Annotated in this window: 16 protein-coding genes; 7 read left to right on the top strand and 9 right to left on the bottom strand. The window is 68.9% G+C overall.

All coding sequences use genetic code 11. The features are described from left to right. Nucleotides 1–3: 3 nt before the first annotated feature. The 5 genes from EOW65_RS07150 to EOW65_RS07130 all read right to left on the bottom strand — a co-directional run bounded on the left by EOW65_RS07150 (nucleotide 4) and on the right by EOW65_RS07130 (nucleotide 4,979). Nucleotides 4–1,005: an ABC transporter permease gene (locus EOW65_RS07150; RefSeq protein ID WP_128148283.1), complete on the bottom strand. Its 1,002-nt coding sequence runs from the start codon at nucleotides 1,003–1,005 to the stop codon at nucleotides 4–6. A gap of 178 nt (nucleotides 1,006–1,183) precedes the next feature. Further along, nucleotides 1,184–1,987 carry an ABC transporter permease gene (locus tag EOW65_RS07145; protein ID WP_128148282.1) on the bottom strand — a complete coding sequence of 268 codons (804 nt, stop codon included), beginning with the start codon at nucleotides 1,985–1,987 and terminating at the stop codon, nucleotides 1,184–1,186. Then, nucleotides 1,984–2,841 (bottom strand): ABC transporter permease, encoded by an 858-nt coding sequence (locus EOW65_RS07140; RefSeq protein ID WP_128148281.1) that lies wholly within the window; start codon nucleotides 2,839–2,841, stop codon nucleotides 1,984–1,986. Before EOW65_RS07140 ends, EOW65_RS07145 begins: the two co-directional genes overlap by 4 nt. After that, nucleotides 2,838–3,881 (bottom strand): ABC transporter ATP-binding protein, encoded by a 1,044-nt coding sequence (locus tag EOW65_RS07135; protein ID WP_128148280.1) that lies wholly within the window; start codon nucleotides 3,879–3,881, stop codon nucleotides 2,838–2,840. The genes EOW65_RS07140 and EOW65_RS07135 overlap by 4 nt, the downstream gene beginning before the upstream one ends. A gap of 63 nt (nucleotides 3,882–3,944) precedes the next feature. Beyond that, nucleotides 3,945–4,979, bottom strand: a complete 1,035-nt coding sequence (locus EOW65_RS07130; protein ID WP_128148279.1) for an ABC transporter substrate-binding protein — start codon at nucleotides 4,977–4,979, stop codon at nucleotides 3,945–3,947. A 168-nt stretch (nucleotides 4,980–5,147) separates the two neighbouring features. Here EOW65_RS07130 and EOW65_RS07125 point away from each other — a divergent pair, with 168 nt between their 5' ends. Next, nucleotides 5,148–5,882 (top strand): FadR/GntR family transcriptional regulator, encoded by a 735-nt coding sequence (locus tag EOW65_RS07125; RefSeq protein WP_113900441.1) that lies wholly within the window; start codon nucleotides 5,148–5,150, stop codon nucleotides 5,880–5,882. Next, on the top strand, nucleotides 5,879–7,516 hold the full coding sequence (locus EOW65_RS07120) for an AMP-binding protein (RefSeq protein ID WP_128148278.1): 1,638 nt from the start codon (nucleotides 5,879–5,881) through the stop codon (nucleotides 7,514–7,516). The genes EOW65_RS07125 and EOW65_RS07120 overlap by 4 nt, the downstream gene beginning before the upstream one ends. Nucleotides 7,517–7,543: 27 nt before the next feature. Here the strand turns inward: EOW65_RS07120 and EOW65_RS07115 are convergent, their stop codons facing one another. Next, nucleotides 7,544–8,353, bottom strand: a complete 810-nt coding sequence (locus EOW65_RS07115; RefSeq protein ID WP_128148277.1) for an enoyl-CoA hydratase/isomerase family protein — start codon at nucleotides 8,351–8,353, stop codon at nucleotides 7,544–7,546. 12 nt (nucleotides 8,354–8,365) lie between these two features. Beyond that, nucleotides 8,366–9,358 (bottom strand): MDR family oxidoreductase, encoded by a 993-nt coding sequence (locus EOW65_RS07110; RefSeq protein ID WP_128148276.1) that lies wholly within the window; start codon nucleotides 9,356–9,358, stop codon nucleotides 8,366–8,368. Between the two features lie 131 nt (nucleotides 9,359–9,489). Here EOW65_RS07110 and EOW65_RS07105 point away from each other — a divergent pair, with 131 nt between their 5' ends. Both EOW65_RS07105 and EOW65_RS07100 read left to right on the top strand, forming a co-directional pair. Next, complete coding sequence (locus EOW65_RS07105; RefSeq protein ID WP_128148275.1) at nucleotides 9,490–10,839, top strand: FAD-binding oxidoreductase; 1,350 nt, start codon at nucleotides 9,490–9,492, stop codon at nucleotides 10,837–10,839. A 14-nt stretch (nucleotides 10,840–10,853) separates the two neighbouring features. Then, nucleotides 10,854–14,171 (top strand): indolepyruvate ferredoxin oxidoreductase family protein, encoded by a 3,318-nt coding sequence (locus EOW65_RS07100; protein ID WP_128148274.1) that lies wholly within the window; start codon nucleotides 10,854–10,856, stop codon nucleotides 14,169–14,171. Nucleotides 14,172–14,209: 38 nt separating this feature from the next. On the opposite strand, the gene EOW65_RS07095 is transcribed toward EOW65_RS07100, so the two are convergent. Next, a complete protein-coding gene (locus EOW65_RS07095; RefSeq protein WP_128148273.1) occupies nucleotides 14,210–14,833 on the bottom strand; it encodes an RBBP9/YdeN family alpha/beta hydrolase in 624 nt (207 codons plus the stop codon). 97 nt (nucleotides 14,834–14,930) lie between these two features. Further along, nucleotides 14,931–15,404, bottom strand: coding sequence for an Lrp/AsnC family transcriptional regulator (locus EOW65_RS07090; protein WP_128148272.1), 474 nt, complete (start codon nucleotides 15,402–15,404; stop codon nucleotides 14,931–14,933). Between the two features lie 39 nt (nucleotides 15,405–15,443). Between EOW65_RS07090 and EOW65_RS07085 the strand changes: the two genes are divergently transcribed. From EOW65_RS07085 to EOW65_RS07075, 3 genes are all read left to right on the top strand, one after another. Beyond that, entirely contained in the window at nucleotides 15,444–15,659 is a 216-nt protein-coding gene (locus EOW65_RS07085; RefSeq protein WP_164880022.1) for a hypothetical protein, read from the top strand. Nucleotides 15,660–15,758: 99 nt separating this feature from the next. Further along, on the top strand, nucleotides 15,759–17,168 hold the full coding sequence (locus tag EOW65_RS07080; protein ID WP_240664562.1) for an FAD/NAD(P)-binding protein: 1,410 nt from the start codon (nucleotides 15,759–15,761) through the stop codon (nucleotides 17,166–17,168). A gap of 153 nt (nucleotides 17,169–17,321) precedes the next feature. Beyond that, entirely contained in the window at nucleotides 17,322–18,221 is a 900-nt protein-coding gene (locus tag EOW65_RS07075; protein WP_128148270.1) for a LysR family transcriptional regulator, read from the top strand. Nucleotides 18,222–18,224 lie beyond the last annotated feature (3 nt).

Raw genomic sequence — 18,224 nt, 5'->3', positions numbered from 1 at the left:
CGATCAGATGTCGCCGCTTTGAGATGTCTGCTCGTCGCGCGGGTTGATCGCCGCATCGAGCGCCAGCGCTGCCAGCAAGATCACGCTCTTGATCAGGTTCTGGCTGGTGTAGCTGAAGTTCAGGATGGTCATGCCGTTGATCAGGATGCCGACAAGCACGGTGCCGACAAGCACGTTGCGCACCCCGCCCTGGCCGCCCGACAGGCTGATCCCGCCCAGAACGACGACGAGCAGCACGTCATAGATCAGCGTCGAATTGTAGAGCCGGGTGTTGATGCTCGAGACGAGGCCGGTGAGCAGGATCCCGGCGAGATAGGCGATCAGTGCGGCGACGATATATTGCGCGACCAGCACCGGCCGCGTCGGCAGCCCCATGGTGCGCGCGGCATGGGGGTTGTCGCCGGTCGCATAGACAAAGCGGCCAAAGCGGGTGAGCCGCAGGAAGGCCGCCACCAGCGCCGCGAGCGCGAGAAAGATCGCCACCGAGGCCGGCAGGCCAAGGAAGGTGCCCGAGCCGATGAAGCTCAGCCAGGCGACATTCGCCGGCGCATAGAGCACATCCGAGCTGAACGCGACCCGGCCGCCACCATAGATCACCGAGGCCATGGCCAGGGTGGCGAAGATCGGCGGGATCTCGGCCACCGCGATCAGCAGCCCGGTGACCAGCCCGCAGGCCGTCACCAGCCCGCCGCCGATCACGATCGCACCGAAAAACCCCTGCCCGAGCGTCGTAAGCCAGATCGCGAAAGCGACGCCGACGACCATCACCGCGACCATCGTCAGGTCGATGCCGCGCCCGACGACAATGAAGCCCATCCCGGTCGCGAGCGTACCCAGGATCGCGACATTCTTCAGCAGCGCAAGGATGTTGCCCTGGGTCAGGAAGTTGTTGAGAAATATCGAAAACACCACGAAGAGAAGCGCGGCGATCGCGGTGACGACGCTTTCTTGCGTGATCTTGACGCGCCGACCGGAACCGGTCGGCTGCGGGGTGTCCCCGGCCATGTCTTGTCCTCCCTTGACGCCGTCTGCCGCGGCGCGCGCTCCCCCACGCGCCTGCGGCCGGCCTGTCCTCCGGGTCGGATCATCCCGCCTGACCCCGCCGGGCTCAATTGCGTTTTTCTGATGGGCCGTTAAGAAAACGCCGCCCGGCGCCGCGACGCGGACACCCGGCGGCGCGCACTCAGAACCGCAGCGAGCGCAGCCCCACGGTGCGATCGACGATCACCACCGCAACGAAGGTGACGCCGATGCTTACCGTCGCGATCGCCGCGGCGGTCGGATCGAAGTTGAACCGCAGATAGTCGAAAAGCTCGAGCGGCAGCGTGTTCATCCCTACCGATTTCAGCAAGAGCGAGATGTTAAAGATGTCGAAGGAGATCACGAAGGCGAAGAGACAGCCGGTGATCAGCCCCGGCTTCACCGCGGGCAGCGTCACCCGGCGGAAGGTCATCCAGCCCCCCGCGCCAAGCGAGCGCGCCGCCTCCTCCTGCGAGCGGTCGAAGTTGAAGAGCGCCGAGGAGACATTGAGGAAGACATAGGGGAAGGTGACGATGATATGGCCCACCTGGATCGCGAGGCCGTAATTGTTCCCCACGCCGAGCTCGAAGAAATAGAAAAGGAGCGCGATCGCGGTGAGGATCTCGGGCACGAGAAGCGGCGCCGACATCAGCAGACGCAGCGGATTGGCCAGCCGCGGCCCGGCGAAGCGCACGACATAGATCGCCGCGAGCGTGCCGATCACCCCGTTCACCACCGCCGCCACCGCGGCCAGCAGCAGCGAGTGCAGCGTCGCGTCGAGGAAGCGGGTGTTGTGAAAGAGCGCCACGAACCAGCGCAACGACATCCCCTCGATCGGCAGCGAGAGGAACTCGCCCGCATTGAAGGACAAGATCACCACAAGGAGGATCGGCGACATCAGGAACAGATAGATCGCCGTCACCAGCAGGGTGAAGAGATGGTCCCAGACGGTCTTGCGCCCGTTCATGGCAGCCTCCGCATCGCGCGCGCCGTCAGGCGCAGGTAGACGACGATGATCGCGAGCGTGATCGCCGACATGAAGATCGCAAGCGCCGCCCCCGCCGGCCAGCGGAAGCTGTCGACGAGATATTGCACGACGAGCACCGACATCGTCCGCCCCCTGGTGCCACCGAGCATCGCCGGCGTCACATAGGCCGAGATCGACAGCACGAAGACGAGGATCGCCCCGGCCTGGATGCCCGGAAGGCTGAGCGGCAGCGTCACCTTGAGGAAGGTGCGCAGCCGCGAGGCCCCAAGCGAGCGCCCCGCCGCCGCAAGATCGGGGCTGATCGCCTGCAGATTGCCCAGAAGCGGCAGGATCACGAAGGGCAGGAAGACATGGATCAGCGCGATGGTGACGCCAAGCGGCGTGTTGAGCAGCAGGATTGGCCGCTCGATCAGGCCGAGCGATTTCAGCGCGCCGTTGATGACGCCGTTGTTCGACAGGATGATCATCCAGGCGAAGGTGCGCACCACCATGCCGACGAGCAGCGGCGAGATCACGAAGATATAGAGCATCGAGGCCCAGCGGCTGCGCAGGTTGGCCAGATGATAGGCCACCGGATAACCAAGGAGCAGCGTCACCACGGTGACTGTCAGCCCCATCCGGAGCGAGCGCCCGACGATGCCCCAGATGAAGGGATCGGTGACGATCTGCGCGTAATGGGAAAGCGTGAAGCCCTCGCCATAGACCGCGCGGGTGTCGGCGGTGCGCAGGCTCATCACCACGATCGAGGCATAGGGCAGCACGAGGAAGCCCACCAGCAGCACGAGCGCCGGCACGATCATCCACCACACCCGCTTGCGTGTCGCCGCGATCATCGCGCGATCACCCAGCCATGGCGCGCGGCAAAGCCGAGCGTGAGCTCCGCCCCGACCGCCACCGCAGCATCCGCGTCGAGCAGCGCCGAGATCTCCTGGCCCGAAGGCAGCTCGACCACGACCAGCAGCGCCGAGCCCTGATAGACCGCCTTCTTCACCCGCCCGGTCATCGCGTTCTCGGCCAGCCCCGGACGCAGCTTCTCGGGCCGGATCATCAGATGCACCGGGCCCGAGACCGCCTCGGGCCCATGCGCACGCAGCCGCCCTGCGGCGGTCTCGACCACGATCATCGCGCCCTCGCGGCCAAGCACGGTGCCCTCGATCACGTCGGAATGGCCGATGAACCCCGCCACCATGCGCGAGGCGGGACGCTCGTAGATCTCCTTCGGGGTGCCGCATTGCGCGACCACGCCCTTTTCCATCACCACGATGCGGTCGGACATCACCAGCGCCTCGCTCTGGTCATGGGTGACATAGATCGTGGTGATGCCGACGCGCTGCTGCAGGTCGCGGATGAAGAAGCGCATGTCGTCGCGCAGCGCGGCGTCGAGATTGGCGAGCGGCTCGTCAAGGAGCAGTACCGCCGGCTCGATCACCAGCGCGCGGGCCAGCGCGACGCGCTGCTGCTGTCCGCCCGACAGTTCCCGCGGGAAGCGCCCCTCGTAGCCCGCAAGCCGCACCATCTCGAGCACCTTGGCGATGCGGGCGGCGCGCTCGGCGGGTGCGACCTTGCGCACCTCGAGCCCGAAGGCGAGGTTTTCCGCCACCGTCATGTGCGGGAAGAGCGCGTAGGACTGAAACACCATGCCGAGGTCGCGATGCTCGGGCGCGACATTGGTCATCTCCCGCGTGCCGAACAGCAGCCGGCCGCGGTCGATCGGCTCGAAGCCCGCGATGCAGCGCAGCGTCGTCGTCTTGCCACAGCCCGACGGCCCGAGCAGCGAGATGAACTCGCCCTGCCCGACCTCGAGATTGATGTCTTTCAGAATGTGCAGATCGCCATAGAACTTGTCGATCCCATCGAGGGTCAGGGTCGTCATCTGGATGCCTTGTGTGCATGGGACCGGGCACCAGAGCGGCGCCCGGTGCCTGTGGTGCCCGGCTCAGCCGATCTCGCGGTTCCAGCGGTCGGTCACCGCGGGGGCGAGATCGACATAGCTGTCCCAGTCGAAGCGGATGATCTCGCTCATCTTCGGCCCGTTGATCGGCAGCCGCGCGGCCAGCGCCGGGTCGAGCACCGAGTCCTTGTTGGACGGCGAGGTGTAGAACGCCTGCGCCATGTTGGCCTGCACGTCCTTGTCGATGAGGTAGTTGATATAGGCGTGTGCCTCGTCCTTCATCGCGCCGGTCCTGACGATGTTGAAGCTCTGCTCGAAGGCAAGCACGCCCTCCTTCGGCGCGACGATCGCGACCGGGGCGCCCTTGTCCTGCAGCATCATGATCTCGGTCCAGTCGACCGGCGCGACGATCACGTCGCCACGCATCAACCCGGCCGCGACCTCGCCCGACCAGGAGGCCTGGGTGAAGGGCACGAGCTCCTGGATCTTCTTGAAGGCGGTGTCGAAATCGGTGTCGCCCGAGCCGAAAAGCTTGCCGGTGAGCCGCAGGAAGAGCTGTGCGCCGGTGTTGCCGATCTGGTAAAGACCGATACGCTCCTTGAACTCAGGGTTTTCCCAAAGGTCGGTCCAGGAGGTCGGCGCGTCCTTCACCATGTCGGTGCGATAGGCGAGACCGATCGGCGAGACGATCGCGCGCAGCCCGTTGTTGCCCGTGTTCACCAGCCCGTCATGCAGCTGCGCGGCATTGGGCAGCTTGGCCATGTCGAGCGGCTCGAAGAAGCCTTCGGCGCGCAGCATGGCGGCGATGTTCTCGTTGCCCATGAAGACGGAATAGGGCGCCTGATCGCCGCCGGCGCGGATCTTCGAGACGAAATCCTTGCCAAGACCGATGTCGAGCTGGGTCGGAATGCCGGTGGCCTTGGTCAGGCCCGGCATCAGGGTTTCTTCCCAGAACTTGGCCCAGGTGCCACCGTAGGTCGGCACCACGAAGGGGGCATTGGCGAAGGCCCGCGAGCCGAAGGCGGCAGCACCCGCGCATGCTCCGAGAGCCGTCAGGAATTGACGTCGTTCGAGTTTCATTGCTGTCTCCCTGTGCGGCCCGTCGTTGCAGGCCGATTGGTCTTGTTGGTGAACCGATTCGTCCCGGCCCTGAAGGAAGCCTACACCTTCCGGGGCACGGGTCAATATTTTGATATTTAAATACGGAAATCATGGGGCTATGATGGGCCCAACGCGAGGGAGAGAGAAATGCCACCGATCGACCGCAGCCAGGGGCTGGCCCGCCAGATCGCCGACAGCCTGCAGGAGGAGATCATGCAGGGCCGCCTCGGCGTGGAGGACCGCCTGCCGTCGGAACAGGATCTGGCCGAACGTTTCGAGGTGTCGCAGCCGACCGTGCGCGAGGCGATGAAGATCCTTGCGGCGAAGAAGCTGGTGCGTTCGAAGCGCGGGCCGAAGGGCGGGGTCTTCGTCGCCGCGCCGTCCCTCGGCACGGCGTCCCAGACGCTGTTCGAAACCACGAACTGGCTCGTCTCGCTCGGAGTCTTCGGGCTGGGCGACATCGTCGAGACCCGGCGCCTGCTGGGCGCGACCTGCGTGCGGCTTGCGGCCGAGCGCGCCACCGAAGAGGACCTTGCCCGGATCGAGGCGGCGTTGCAGGACGTCAATCACAGCGAGGTCTCGGACGAGGAGTTCTGCCGCCTCGACGTCGCTTTCCACCACGCGGTGGCAGAGGCCTGCCACAATGCCGAGCTGAACTTCATCATGGTGATCGTGAACGATTCGCTCATTCCCGCGACCAACATGATCTCCTTCAAGTTCCGCGAGCGCGACAAGGTGATCGCCTTCCACCACGAAATCCACCGCGCGATCGCGGCGCATGACCCGGTGGCGGCCTGTGCCGCCTTCGACGGGCTGATCTCCTATCAGAGCAATGTCTATGACAACGCGCTGCACGCGCGCGATCGCAAGGCCGGGAAATGAGCGCCGGGCTGATCGAGACGCGACGCGAGGACGGGGCGCTGGTGCTGCGCACGCCGGTCGCGCTGTCCGACGATCGGCCTGACATTCTTGACCGGCTCGCGGCCGTCGATCCGCAGCGGGTGCTGATGACCGCGCCCGGGCCCGGGGGGCGCGGCAGCATCACCTATGGTGCGGCGCTGGCCGAAGCGCGGCAGCTGCGCGACTGGCTCGTGGCGGCGCATGGCCTGCGCCCCGGCGCGCGGGTGGCAACGCTGCTGCCCGCCGGCATCGCGGCGCTGCGGCTGCGGCTTGCCTGTCTGTGCGGCGGCTTCGTCCATATCGCGCTGCCGCCCTTTCCGTTCCGCGAACCGGGTGGTGAGGAGGCGACGCGGCTCCTCGCCATCGCCGGGCCCGATCTGCTCGTGCGCCCGCAGGGGCATCCAGCCGCGGGGCTTGTCCTGCCCGACCGCCTGCCCCCTGCCCCGGCGTGCGCCGATGCCCCCACCCGGCCCGAGGAGTGCTGCGCGATCTTCTTCACCGCCGGCAGCACCGGCGCGGCGAAGGGTGTCGCCGTCACCCGCGGCCAGATCTCTGCCTGCCAGGCCGCCGCCACCGCGCTCTGGCCCTTCCTTGCCGAGGGGCCGGTGCTGATCGACTGGATGCCCTGGAACCATGTCTTCGGCGGGCTCGACAACCTGTTCAAGGTGATCTGGAACGGTGGCACGCTGCATCTCGACCGGCCGCCGTCGGAGCACACGATCGGCGCCACGCTCGATCTGATGGAGGCAGTGCGCCCGACGCTCTACATCGGTGTGCCGCTCGGGATGAAGCTGCTGCTCGCCGCGCTCGAGGCCGCCCCCGAGCGCCAGCCCCGGGCATTCGCGCGGCTGCGCCACATCTTTCTCGCGGGGGCGGCGGTCGAGCCCGCGCTCTGGGACCGGCTTGCCGCCTTCGCCCGCCGCAGCGCGCCGCCGATCGCGCTCCTCTCGGGCTATGGCGCCACGGAAACCGGCTCGACCATGTGCCTCAGCCCCGGTGGTGTCGACCGGCCCGGGCTGCTCGGCTGGCCGTTGCCGGGCCACGAAGTCGCGCTCTGCCCGGTCGAGGACCGGACCGAGATCCGCTTCCGCGGCCCGGTGCTCGGGCCCGCCTATCTGACCGAGACGGGCGAGACGCCGCTGCCGCTTGATGCTTTCGGCTTCTACCGCACCGGCGACGCGGGCTTTCTCGACCGCGAGACCGGCTGCCTGCGCTTCGACGGCCGGCTCTCGGAGGATTTCAAGCTTGCGAGCGGGATCAAGGTGCGCACCGGCGCGCTGCGCAGCCAGATCATCCGCGCCTGCGCCCCAGATCTCGAGGACATGGTGCTGGGCGGCGCCGGGCGCGAAGCGCTCTCGGCCGTTCTCTTCGCCGCGCCCGGAGCGGATCGCGACCGGGTCCGCGCAGCGCTGGCGCAATGGAACCGCGAAAACCCCGCCTCCTCGACCCGCATCGCCGCGATCGACTGGGCCGAGGCGCCGCCCGAGGTCGCGCGCGGCGAGGTCTCGGCCAAGGGGCAGATCGTGCAAAGCCGCTTCCTGCGCAATCACGCCGCGCTTTTCGAGGCGCTGGCGGAAGGCACGCGGGGCGAACCCCTCCTCCCGGCGCGGGGCTGAACGCGCCCCCGCGGGGGCGCGCCCTGGTCAGTCGAGCTCTCGGAAGGGCGCGTCGCGCTCCTCGAGGAAGCCGCGCAGCGATTTCTCCTTCAGCAGGCGCATCCAGTACTTGCCTTCCTCAGTGCCGTGCAGGATCGCCGTCGTCTCCCGGTTGTAGCTCCAGGAGCTGTCAAGCCCGGCGGTCTGCTGCATGTGGTTGAGCGCGGCCTTGGCGTATTTGATCGCGGTGCCGGGCATCCGCGCGCATTTGCGCGCAAGCTTCTCGGCCTCGGCCATCAGCTGATCGGCCGGCACCGCCTTGTTCGCGAGATGGATCCGCGCCGCCTCGACCCCGTCGATCAGATCGCCGGTGTACATCAGATAGCGCGCGTGCAGCATCGGCACCGTCCAGGGCAGCATCAGCGTCGGCGGGGCGGAGACGTGGCGCACCTCGGGCTCGCCGAGCTTCGCATCCTCCGCGACCACGATCAGATCGCAGCACATCATCAGCTCGAGCCCGCCCGCAAGCGCATAGCCGTTCACCGCCGCGATGATCGGGATCGGCACCTCGCGGATCACGCCGAAACGGCGCATGTTCTCGCCGATATCCTCGCGCCAGCGGTCGGCGTCCATCTCGAAATCCTCGCCGCCAAGGTCGAAGCCGGCCGAGAATGCCTTGCCCGCGCCGGTCAGGATCACCGCGCGGATCCCGGGATCCTTCGCCGCACGCAAGATCGCCGCCTCGAGCGCGTCGCCCAGTTCCTGGTTCATCGCGTTCATCTTGTCCGGACGGTTCAGCGTCAGGGTGACGAATGCGTCGGTCTCATCCTTGTGCCAAAGCACCACATCTTCGCTCATCCCAGCCTCCCGTCAGGCGATTTCAATCACGGTGCGGCCGCGGGTCTCGCCCGCGACGATCTTCCGCGCAAGTTCGGGCAGCGCCGAGACGGGCGCGACCGTGGTCAGTTCGGCCAGCTTCGCGCGGTCGAGATGCTCGGCCAGATAGGCCCAGGCGCGGTCGCGCTTCGCCGCCGGCGCCATCACCGAATCGATGCCCAGAAGCGCCACGCCGCGCAGGATATGCGGCATCACCGAGCCGGGCAGATCCGCCCCGCCGGCCAGGCCGCAGGCCGTCACCGCGCCGCCGTAGCAGGTCTGGGCAAGGACATTGGCCAGCGTCGTGCTGCCGACGGTATCGACCGCCCCGGTCCAGCGCTCGGCCTGCAGCATCTTGCCCGGCGCCGCCAGTTCGGCACGCTCGACAAAGGCGCTCACACCGAGATCGCGCAGAAAGTCATGCTGCTCGGGCCGCCCCGTCGCCGCAGTGACCCGGTAGCCGCGCTTTGCCAGAAGCGAGACCGCAACCGACCCGACGCCGCCCGCGGCACCGGTCACCAGCACCTCGCCTGCCCCCGGCGCGATCTGCCCCCAGTCCTCGAGCGCGAGCACGCAAAGCGCAGCGGTATAGCCCGCAGTGCCGATCGCCATCGCCTCGGCGGCGCTGAAGCCCTCGGGCAGGCGCGTCAGATGACCCGGCTTGATCCGCTGGAACCGGCTGTAGCCGCCCCATTCGGTCTCCGACAGGCCCCAGCCATTCACCACCACCCGGTCGCCCGGCTGCCACTCCGGCACCCGCGACTCGACCACCACCCCGGCGAGGTCGATCCCCGCCACCATCGGCAGGCGGCGTGCGATCCGGCCCTTGCCCGAGACCGCGAGCCCGTCCTTGTAGTTCAGGCTCGAATGGCTGATCTCGACCAGCACATCATTGTCGGGCAGATCCGCCAGGGTCAGCTGTTCGAAGCCGGCGCGCGGCTTGCCCTCCACATCGCGGATCACCAATGCGGTGAAACTCTCGATCATGTCGATCTCCATCCTCCCGGGGGCCCCGGGTCATCCGGAGCTCATTTTGATATTTAAATATCCAATTGACATTAAGTGCAACAGGAATAGCTTCGAGCCACGCCACTCACGGCTCCCTCCGAAGGCCACCGATGACTGATCCCATCTCCGACACCGGACTTGCCGCACGGCTTCGCCGCCCCGCCACGCCGCAGTATCGCGACGATCAGGCCGGGCTCGGCGGGGCCGAGCCGATTGCCGTCTATGCGCCGCGGGATGCGGCGGAGACGGCGGCAGTGCTGCGCGCCTGCCGGGCGGAAGGGCAGAAACTGGTGGTCCAGGGGGGGCGCACCGGCCTTGCCGGCGGGGCACGTGTCCTGCCCGGCGAGGCGGTGCTGTCGCTCGAGCGTTGCACCTTCGCGCCCGAGATCGACCCGGTCGCGGCGACCCTGCTGGTCGGGGCCGGGGTGACGCTCGAGGCGGCGCAGGCGGCGGCCCGCGACGCGGGGCTGTTCCTCGCCGCCGATCTCGGCGCGCGCGGCTCGGCGCAGATCGGCGGGCTGATCGCGACCAATGCCGGCGGGCCGCTCGCGCTGCGCTACGGCACCTTCCGCCAGCAGGTTCTGGGCCTCGAGGCGGTGCTTCCCGACGGCCGCGTGATCCGCCGGCTCTCGGGCCTTTCAAAGGACAATTCCGGCTATGATCTGAGCCAGCTGCTAATCGGCAGCGAAGGCACGCTCGGGGTCATCACCCGCGCCTGCCTGCGGCTGCACCCGCAACCGCGCGGCCGCCGCGTCGCGCTTTGCGCGCTGGCCAGGCTCGATGATGCACTGCCACTGCTGCAGCGCCTGCGCCGCGAGCTTGGCCCGCTGCTTGCCGCCTGCGAGCTGATCGTCGAGCCGCTGCTGAGTGCGGCCTGCGCAGCGCGCGGCCTGCGCCATCCGCTGCCCGGCTCCGCCGCGCTCGTGCTGATCGAGACCGCGGGGATGAGCCCCGAGGCCGATGATGCGCAGCTCGAGGACACGCTCGGCGCGCTGCTGGCCGAGGCCATCGCCACCGATGCCGTGCTGTCGCAATCCGAACGCGAGAGCGCCACGCTCTGGGGGCTGCGCGAGGGCTGCAGCCATTACCTCTTCGAGATCGGGCCGATCACCAGCCTCGATCTCAGCCTGCCGATCCCGGCGATCCCGCGCTTCGTCGCCGAGGGCGCCGCCCTGCTCGCGCAGATCGCCCCCGACACCCGCGCCCATGCCTTCGGCCATCTCGGCGACGGCAACCTACATTACGTGCTGACCGGCCACCAGCCCGAACCCGTGCTGCGCGCGGTCTTTGCGCTGACTGCCGGAATGGGCGGCGCGATCACCGCCGAACACGGCATCGGCCTCGACAAGGTGGCCTTTCTGCCGCTCTGCCGCCCGCCGGACGAGATCGCCGCGATGCGCGCGATCAAGGCCGCGCTCGATCCCGACACCCTGCTCAACCCCGGACGCATCCTCGGTTGACCCCCGGAGCCGCCATGACCGAACCGCTTGCCCCCACCCCCTCGCTTGATGACCGCTACCGCCAGCCCGAGGGCCGCATCCTCGTCTCCGGCACGCAGGCGCTGATCCGGCTGCTGATCGAGCAGGCCCGGCGCGACCGGGAGGCAGGGCTGAACACCGCCGGCTATGTCTCGGGCTATCGCGGCTCGCCGCTTGCCGGCTTCGACCGCGAGGTCGCCAAGGCCCGCCCTGTCCTCGACGGCGCGCGGATCGTGTTCCAGCCCGGGCTGAACGAGGATCTCGCTGCGACCGCGGTCTGGGGCACGCAGCAGACCGGGCTGACCCAGGGCGCGAAATACGACGGCGTCTTCGCGATGTGGTATGGCAAGGGGCCGGGCGTCGACCGCTCGATGGACGCGATCAAGCATGCCAATGCCGCCGGCACCGCGCCGCAGGGCGGCGTTCTGCTGCTGATGGGCGACGATCACGGCGCGGTCTCCTCGACGCTCGCGCATCAGTCGGAACATGACCTGATCTCGGCGATGGTGCCGATCCTTTCCCCCGCCGGGATCGAGGATTACGTGACGATGGGCCTGGCCGGCATCGCGATGAGCCGCTTTTGCGGGGCCTGGGTCGGCTTCAAATGCCAGACCGAGATCGCCGAATGCACCGCCACGCTCACCCTGCCCGGTCCGGGGCGCTTCGTGACGCCCGAGATCGCACTGCCCGAGGGCGGGCTCTCGATCCGCTGGCCCGATGCGCAGCTCGAGCAGGAACGGCGGCTCGAACACAAGCTGCGCGCGGCACAGGCCTTTGCCCGCGCGAACGGGCTCGACCGAATCTCGGGCCGGGGCAAGCTCGGCATCGTCTCCACCGGCAAGAGCTGGCGTGACCTGACCGGCGCCTTGCGCAAGCTCGGCCTCACCCCCGAGAGCGCCGGGGTGAAACTCCTCAACCTCGGGCTGATCTGGCCGCTGGTGCCCGAAACGCTCGAGCGCTTCGCCGAGGGGCTCGAGGCGATCCTCGTCGTCGAGGAGAAGCGCCCGGTGATCGAGGACCAGATCCGGGTGCAGTTCTATGGCCGCGCGGACGCGCCGAAGCTCTGGGGCAAGACCACGCCCGCGGGCGTGGCGCTCCTGCCCGCAACCGGCGAGATCGACCCCGCAATGGTGGCCGAGGCGCTTGCCCGCTTCCTCGCCCCCGCCGGCGTCCGGCCAAATCTGCCCACCGCCCTGCCCCCGGTCGCGGCGGTGCCGGACCTGCCAACGCGCGAGCCCTATTTCTGTTCGGGCTGCCCGCATTCGGTCTCCACCCGCCTGCCCGAGGGCAGCCGCGCGATCGCCGGGATCGGCTGCTCGATGCTTGCGCTCGGCATGGATCGCGGCGGCAAGACCTTCACCCAGATGGGCGGCGAGGGCGCGAACTGGATCGGCCACGCCCCCTTCACCGACGAGACGCATGTCTTCGTGCACATGGGCGACGGCACCTATTTCCATTCGGGCCTGCTTGCGCTGCGCGCGGCAATCGCGGCGAAGGTGAACGCGACCTACAAGATCCTGTTCAACGACGCAGTCGCGATGACCGGCGGGCAGACCCACGACGGCGAGCTCTCGGTCCCCGTCGTCGTCGCGCAGGTGCAGGCCGAGGGCGCGCGAGAGGTGGTGGTGATCTCGGAAACGCCCGAGGTCTGGACCAGCCTTCCGGGCGGCCTGCGGGCGCTGCCGCGCGACCGGCTCGAGGCCGAGGAGCGTCGGCTGCGCGCGGTCGAGGGCGTCACCGTCATCATCTACGACCAGCTTTGCGCCGCCGAGAAACGCCGCCGCCGCAAGCGCGGCCTGCATCCGAAGCCGGCGGAGACGGTGCTGATCCACCCCGGCGTCTGCGAAGGCTGCGGCGATTGCTCGGTGCAGTCGAACTGCATCGCGATCGAGCCGCTGGAAACCGATCTTGGCACCAAGCGCCAGATCAACCAGTCGGCCTGCAACGCCGATACGAGCTGCCTCAAGGGCTTCTGCCCGAGCTTCGTCACCGTCTCGGGCGGCACGCGGAGGAAAGCGCTCGCCCCACTGCCCGCCGAGATCGACGCGCCGCTGCCCGAGCCGGAAACCGGCCCTGGCACCGACGCCTTCAGCATCCTGATGACCGGCGTCGGCGGCACCGGGGTCATCACCGTCTCGGCGATCCTCGCGCAGGCGGCACATCTGGCCGGGCTCGCGGTGCAGGCGCTCGACCAGACCGGGCTGGCGCAGAAGAACGGCGCAGTGATGTCGCATCTGCGCATCGCCCGCGATCTGGCCGCGCTCGATGCACCGCGGATCGGGGCCGGGGAAGCGGACACGCTGCTTGGCTTCGACGTGGTCGTCGCCGCCGCCCCGAAGGCGATCGCGGCGATCGCACCGGGGCGCACGCGCTGCGTGATCGACAGCCACTTCACCCCCACCGCCGGCTTCGTGCGCGCCCCGACGGCGCCGCTTTTCGCCGCCCTGCCGATCGCGAGCCTGCGCCGGCGCGCAGGCGCCGAAGGGATCGCCGAGATCGACGCCTCGACGCTTGCCGAGCGTCATTTCGGCGACGCCATCGCGGCGAACATCCTGCTCGCGGGTTTTGCCTTCCAGCGCGGCGCCCTGCCGATCCCGCTTGCGGCGATCGAGGCGGCGATCCGGCTGAACGGCGCCGGGGTCGAGCAGAACCTGCGCGCCTTCCGCCTTGGCCGGCTGGCCGCGGTGCAGCCGCAGATCTGCACAGAACCCGCCGCTGCCGGAACCGATCTGGCGGCGCTCAAGGCCCGGCACATCGCGCATCTGAGCGCCTGGCAAACCCCGCGCTATGCGATGCGCTACAGCCGGCTGATCGCCAAGGCCGAGCTGCGCGGCGAGGCCGGGATGGTCGAAGCGGTGATGCGCGCCGCCCATCAGGTGATGAGCTACAAGGACGAGTACGAGGTCGCTCGGCTGCTGAGCGCACCGGAGTTCCTGGCCGGGATCGCCCGTGACTTCGAGGGCGCGCCCCGGCTTGCCTTCCACCTTGCCCCGCCCTTCCTGCCCGGGCGCGACGCCCGCACAGGCCGCCCCGCAAAGCGCCGGTTCGAGCCCTGGCTGCTGCCGGCGCTGCGCCTGCTCGCCCGGATGAAACCCCTGCGGGGCACGCCCCTCGACCCGTTCGGGCTGAGCACGGAACGGCGGGCCGAACGCCGGCTGCGGGAGACCGTCCTCGGCCGTCTTGAGGCCCTCCTCGATCGCGGTGCGCCCGCCGCCGAGGTGATCGCGACGGCGCAGAGCGCGCTCGCGGTGCGCGGCTTCGGCCCGGTCAAGGCCGCACGGATGGAGAGCTGTTTCAAGGCGCTCGGCGGCTGACCGGCACCCCGGGGCTGCGCGGCACCGGCGCGCCGGGTTCACCGCGACAGCGACCGCCGGTCCCGGCCCCGCCCCTCGGCGCGCATGCCCCGCACCGGGCGCGGGCCGGGACCGGCAAGCACGGGGCCGCCGGCCGAGGCCGCCACCAGCCCGTCACGCAGCGCCTTGCCGCGCGGCCAGGGACCAAAGCCCGAGGCGACATTGACATGGCCGGCACGGCCGAGGTCGACGAAGCCGCTGCCCCAGGCCGTCGCCAGATCCCGGGCCCGGCCGAACTGCATCCAGGGGTCGTTGCGACTGGCCACCACGGTGGTCGGCACCGGCAGCCGGATCTCCGGGATCGGGGAGAAATCGGAGATCCGGCGCGAGAGCCCGGTCTCGGCCGGGGCGACCAGAAGCGCCGCCCGCACCCGCAGCCGCGCCCCGCCGGCCAGAACCCGCGCGATCAGCACCGCGCCAAGCGAATGACCGACGAGGATGCTGTCGGGATGGCGCAGGATCATCCCGGCCAGCTCGGTTTCCCAGTCGGCCGGATCCGGGCGCGCCGGGGCCGGCAGGTCGACCATCAGCGCGCCGGCCTCGGTCGCGGCCCACCATTGCTGCCAATGGGGCGCGGGCGAGCCGTCCAGCCCCGGCACGATCAGCGTTCTGAGTGCGGTCATCTCTGCCTCCATCCTTGCAAAGATACTCTACCACGCAAGTCGTGATTTTCCGTTTCAAAGACAGGCAGCAGAAGAGAAGGCCGTTCCCCGCACGGCGTCAGCGGTGGGTCGTGTTCACCGGATAGGCGGTGCCGAACTTGATCCGCTCCATCGCGAAGGTCGAGGTAACATTCTTGATCGGCACGGCATCGGTCAGCCGCTTGTAGAGCTGGTCGAAGGCCTCCATGTTGCGCACCGAAACGCGCAGCAGATAGTCGATCTCGCCGGCCATGCGATAGGTTTCCATGATTTCCGGGATGGTGCCGACCGCCGCGGCAAAGGCATCGCGCCACTGCTGCGAATGATCTGGCGCCACGACCCCGACAAAGACCGTCAGCCCGAAGCCAAGCCGCACCGGATCGGCCAGTGCCACCCGCCCGGTCAGCACCCCGCTCGCATCCAACCGCTGGATCCGGCGCCAGCACGGGGTCTGCGACAGGCCGACGCGATCGGCGATTTTCGCAATCGGCAGGGTGGCGTCCCGCATCAGTTCGGCGACGATCTTGCGGTCGATCAGGTCGAGCTCGTGCACAGTTTCCTCCTTCCGGCTGCGATCTGGTTGCGGATCAGGGTGTCGATTTTCATCTATTTTGTCTACCGGAAATGTCGTCTTTATTCCGGCACCCTCGCGCCGCGCCGCCACGGCGTCTTCCGGCCCCGGGCGGGAACGCGACAGGATCGGGATTTTCGCAGCGGATCCGGAAAAGCATTCCGGAAACCCCGAAAAAAAGAAGAAAGAATTCCGTTGAAAAACTACACCAACAATGTCGTCATTATCGTGTATTGACGAGGCCACCGCCTCGCCGCCCAGAGCCGAGGAACCGCCGATGCCCGCCCTCCCTGCGACCGGCCCCACCCCGGCCCTGACAGCAGAAAGGTGACATCCATGTTCCAGGACCCGTTCATGCCGATTGCGGCCTTCCCGCGCGAGCCGGGCTGGCGCGACGTGCTGGTGATCGGCGGCGGCGCCAGCGGCGTGCTTTTCGCCGCCAACCTGCTGCGCCACGACACCGACCTGCGCGTCACGGTGATCGAGGGGCGCCACCTGCTTGGCTGCGGCATCGCCTATTCGACCACCGACCCCGATCATCTGCTCAACACCCGCGTCCATCACATGAGCGCCTTCCCGGACGATCCGGACCATTTCCTGCGCTGGCTGCAGACCGAGGTGGACGGCGTCCGCTATCGCCGCGACAGTTTCGTCAGCCGCGCCACCTATGGCCGCTATCTCGCCGCGCTGCTGGCGCCCTGGGCGGCGTCGGGACGGCTTTTGTGCGTCGCCGGAACCTGCGTCGCGATCCGCGAGCGGACCAGCGGGGTGAAGGTGACGCTCGCGGACGGGCAGAGTCTCGCCGGCGCCTATGCCGTGCTGGCGACCGGGCATGTGGTGCCGAGGCCGGACCCCGCGGGCCTCGTCACCCGGGCCTGGAGCGCCGGGGCAGACACCGTGCCGGACCGCGCGGTGCTGATCATCGGCACCGGGCTGTCGATGGTCGATCAGGTGCTGTCGCTCGAGCGCGCCGGGCATACCGGGCCGATCATCGCGATCTCGCGTCGCGGCCTCCTGCCGCGCCCCCATGCCGCCGGCACGCCGCTGCCAACCGCGGGCGAGATACTGCCGCTCGGCGTCCCGCTCAGCGCAATCTTGTCATGGCTGCGCGGCCGCGTGCGCCAGGCCGAGGCCGCGGGCGGCAGCTGGCGCGATGCCGTCGACGGCATCCGGCCCTGGGTCAGCCTGTTCTGGCAACACATGAGCACCGAGCAGCGGGCCCGTTTCCTGCGCCACGGCGCCTCCTGGTGGGAAGTGCACCGCCACCGTATCCCGCTGGCCTCGGCCGACCGGATCGCGGCGGCGCGCGCCCGGGGGCGGCTGCGGATCGTGCGGGCGGCTTTCGTGCGCGCCGAACCGGGCCGCGACGGTGCGATCCGGGCGGTAGTCCGGGCCCGGGGCAGCGCCACGCAGGACAGCATCGAGGTGGGCCGGATCATTGATTGCCGCGGCATCCGCAACGATCCGGAGCGCAATGCCGCCCCGGTCATCGCCGGTCTTCTGGCCCAGGGCGCGGCGCGTGTGGACCCGCTGCGCCTCGGCCTGGAGGTGACGGCCGAAAGCCGGCTGATCGGCGCCGACGGCCACCCGAGCACGCGGCTGTTCGCGCTCGGGCCGGTGGCGCGCGCGACCTTTTGGGAGATCACCGCAATCCCCGACATCCGCATTCAGGCCGGCCAGGTGGCACAACGCATCGCCGAGCAGAGCGATGGCCGCGCCGTGTCACACCGGGCGCAGCAAAGCTGAGACGCACCGCGGCCCGCTGAAGGCGGGGGCAGGCTCATCCGGGGCGGCCGCCCGGTCTGCCGCAGCCCGGCGCCTGCCCGTAAAACGCCACTGGCCAGCCGATGCCCGACAAGTTATACTCAAAATAGATAACATCGGCGGACTTATTGGAAAATGCTGACACTCCGACATTACGAGCTGCTGGTGGTGCTTGCGGAGGAGCTGCACTTCGGCCGCGCCTCGGAACGGCTGAAGATTTCGCAGCCGCAGCTCACGCTTCAGCTCCAGCAGATGGAGGAACTGGTCGGGGCGCGGCTGTTCGAGCGTACACGACGCAAGGTCAGCCTGTCCACCGCCGGGGCGCTGTTGCTGCCCGAGGCGCGTGCGGTGCTGCGCCACGCCGAGCGCGCGGAAGAGGTCGCGCTGCGCGTGGGCCGGGGCATGATCGGCGAGCTGGCTTTGGGCTATATCGGTGCGGCCGCCTATAACGGCGTGCTGACCAACCTGGTCCGCCGCTACCGCCTGCGCGCACCACAGACCGCGATGCGGCTGACGCTGATGGACCTCGACCGATCGATCCCCGAGGTCGCGGCCGGAAATCTGGACGCGGGGATCGTCCGCCTGCCCTATCCGGACCTGCCCGACGATCTGAGCACCCGCACGCTGTGCGAGGAGAAACTCTGGATCGCGCTGCCCGACACCCACCCGCTGGCGGTGCAGTCCGATCGGCCGGTGACGCTGCGAGATGTCCGCAACGAGCCCTTCATCGCCACCCACCTGCCCCCCAACACCGGATTTTCGGCCGCCATGCACCGCGCCTGCGCCGGCGCCGGGATCACCCCCGACATCGTACAGCGCTCGCCGCAATTCGCCTCGATCGTCAGCCTGGTGGCCGCCGGGCTGGGGGTGGCGCTGGTGCCCGAGGCGGTGAAACACGTGCAGATCGCCGGGGTGAGCTACAAGCCGCTGCCGGAACTGACCGAGACCGCCAATATTTCCCTTGTCTACCGGACCGACCACGAAAGCCCGCCGCTGGCGCTGTTCCTGTCCTGTCTGGATGACGCCCCACTCTAGGAG

Source organism: Paenirhodobacter ferrireducens (assembly GCF_004022265.1).
In the GTDB taxonomy this organism is placed as follows: domain Bacteria; phylum Pseudomonadota; class Alphaproteobacteria; order Rhodobacterales; family Rhodobacteraceae; genus Rhodobacter; species Rhodobacter ferrireducens.
The sequence above is the reverse complement of the archived record's forward strand: the minus strand, read 5'-3'. Positions and strand labels throughout refer to the sequence as shown.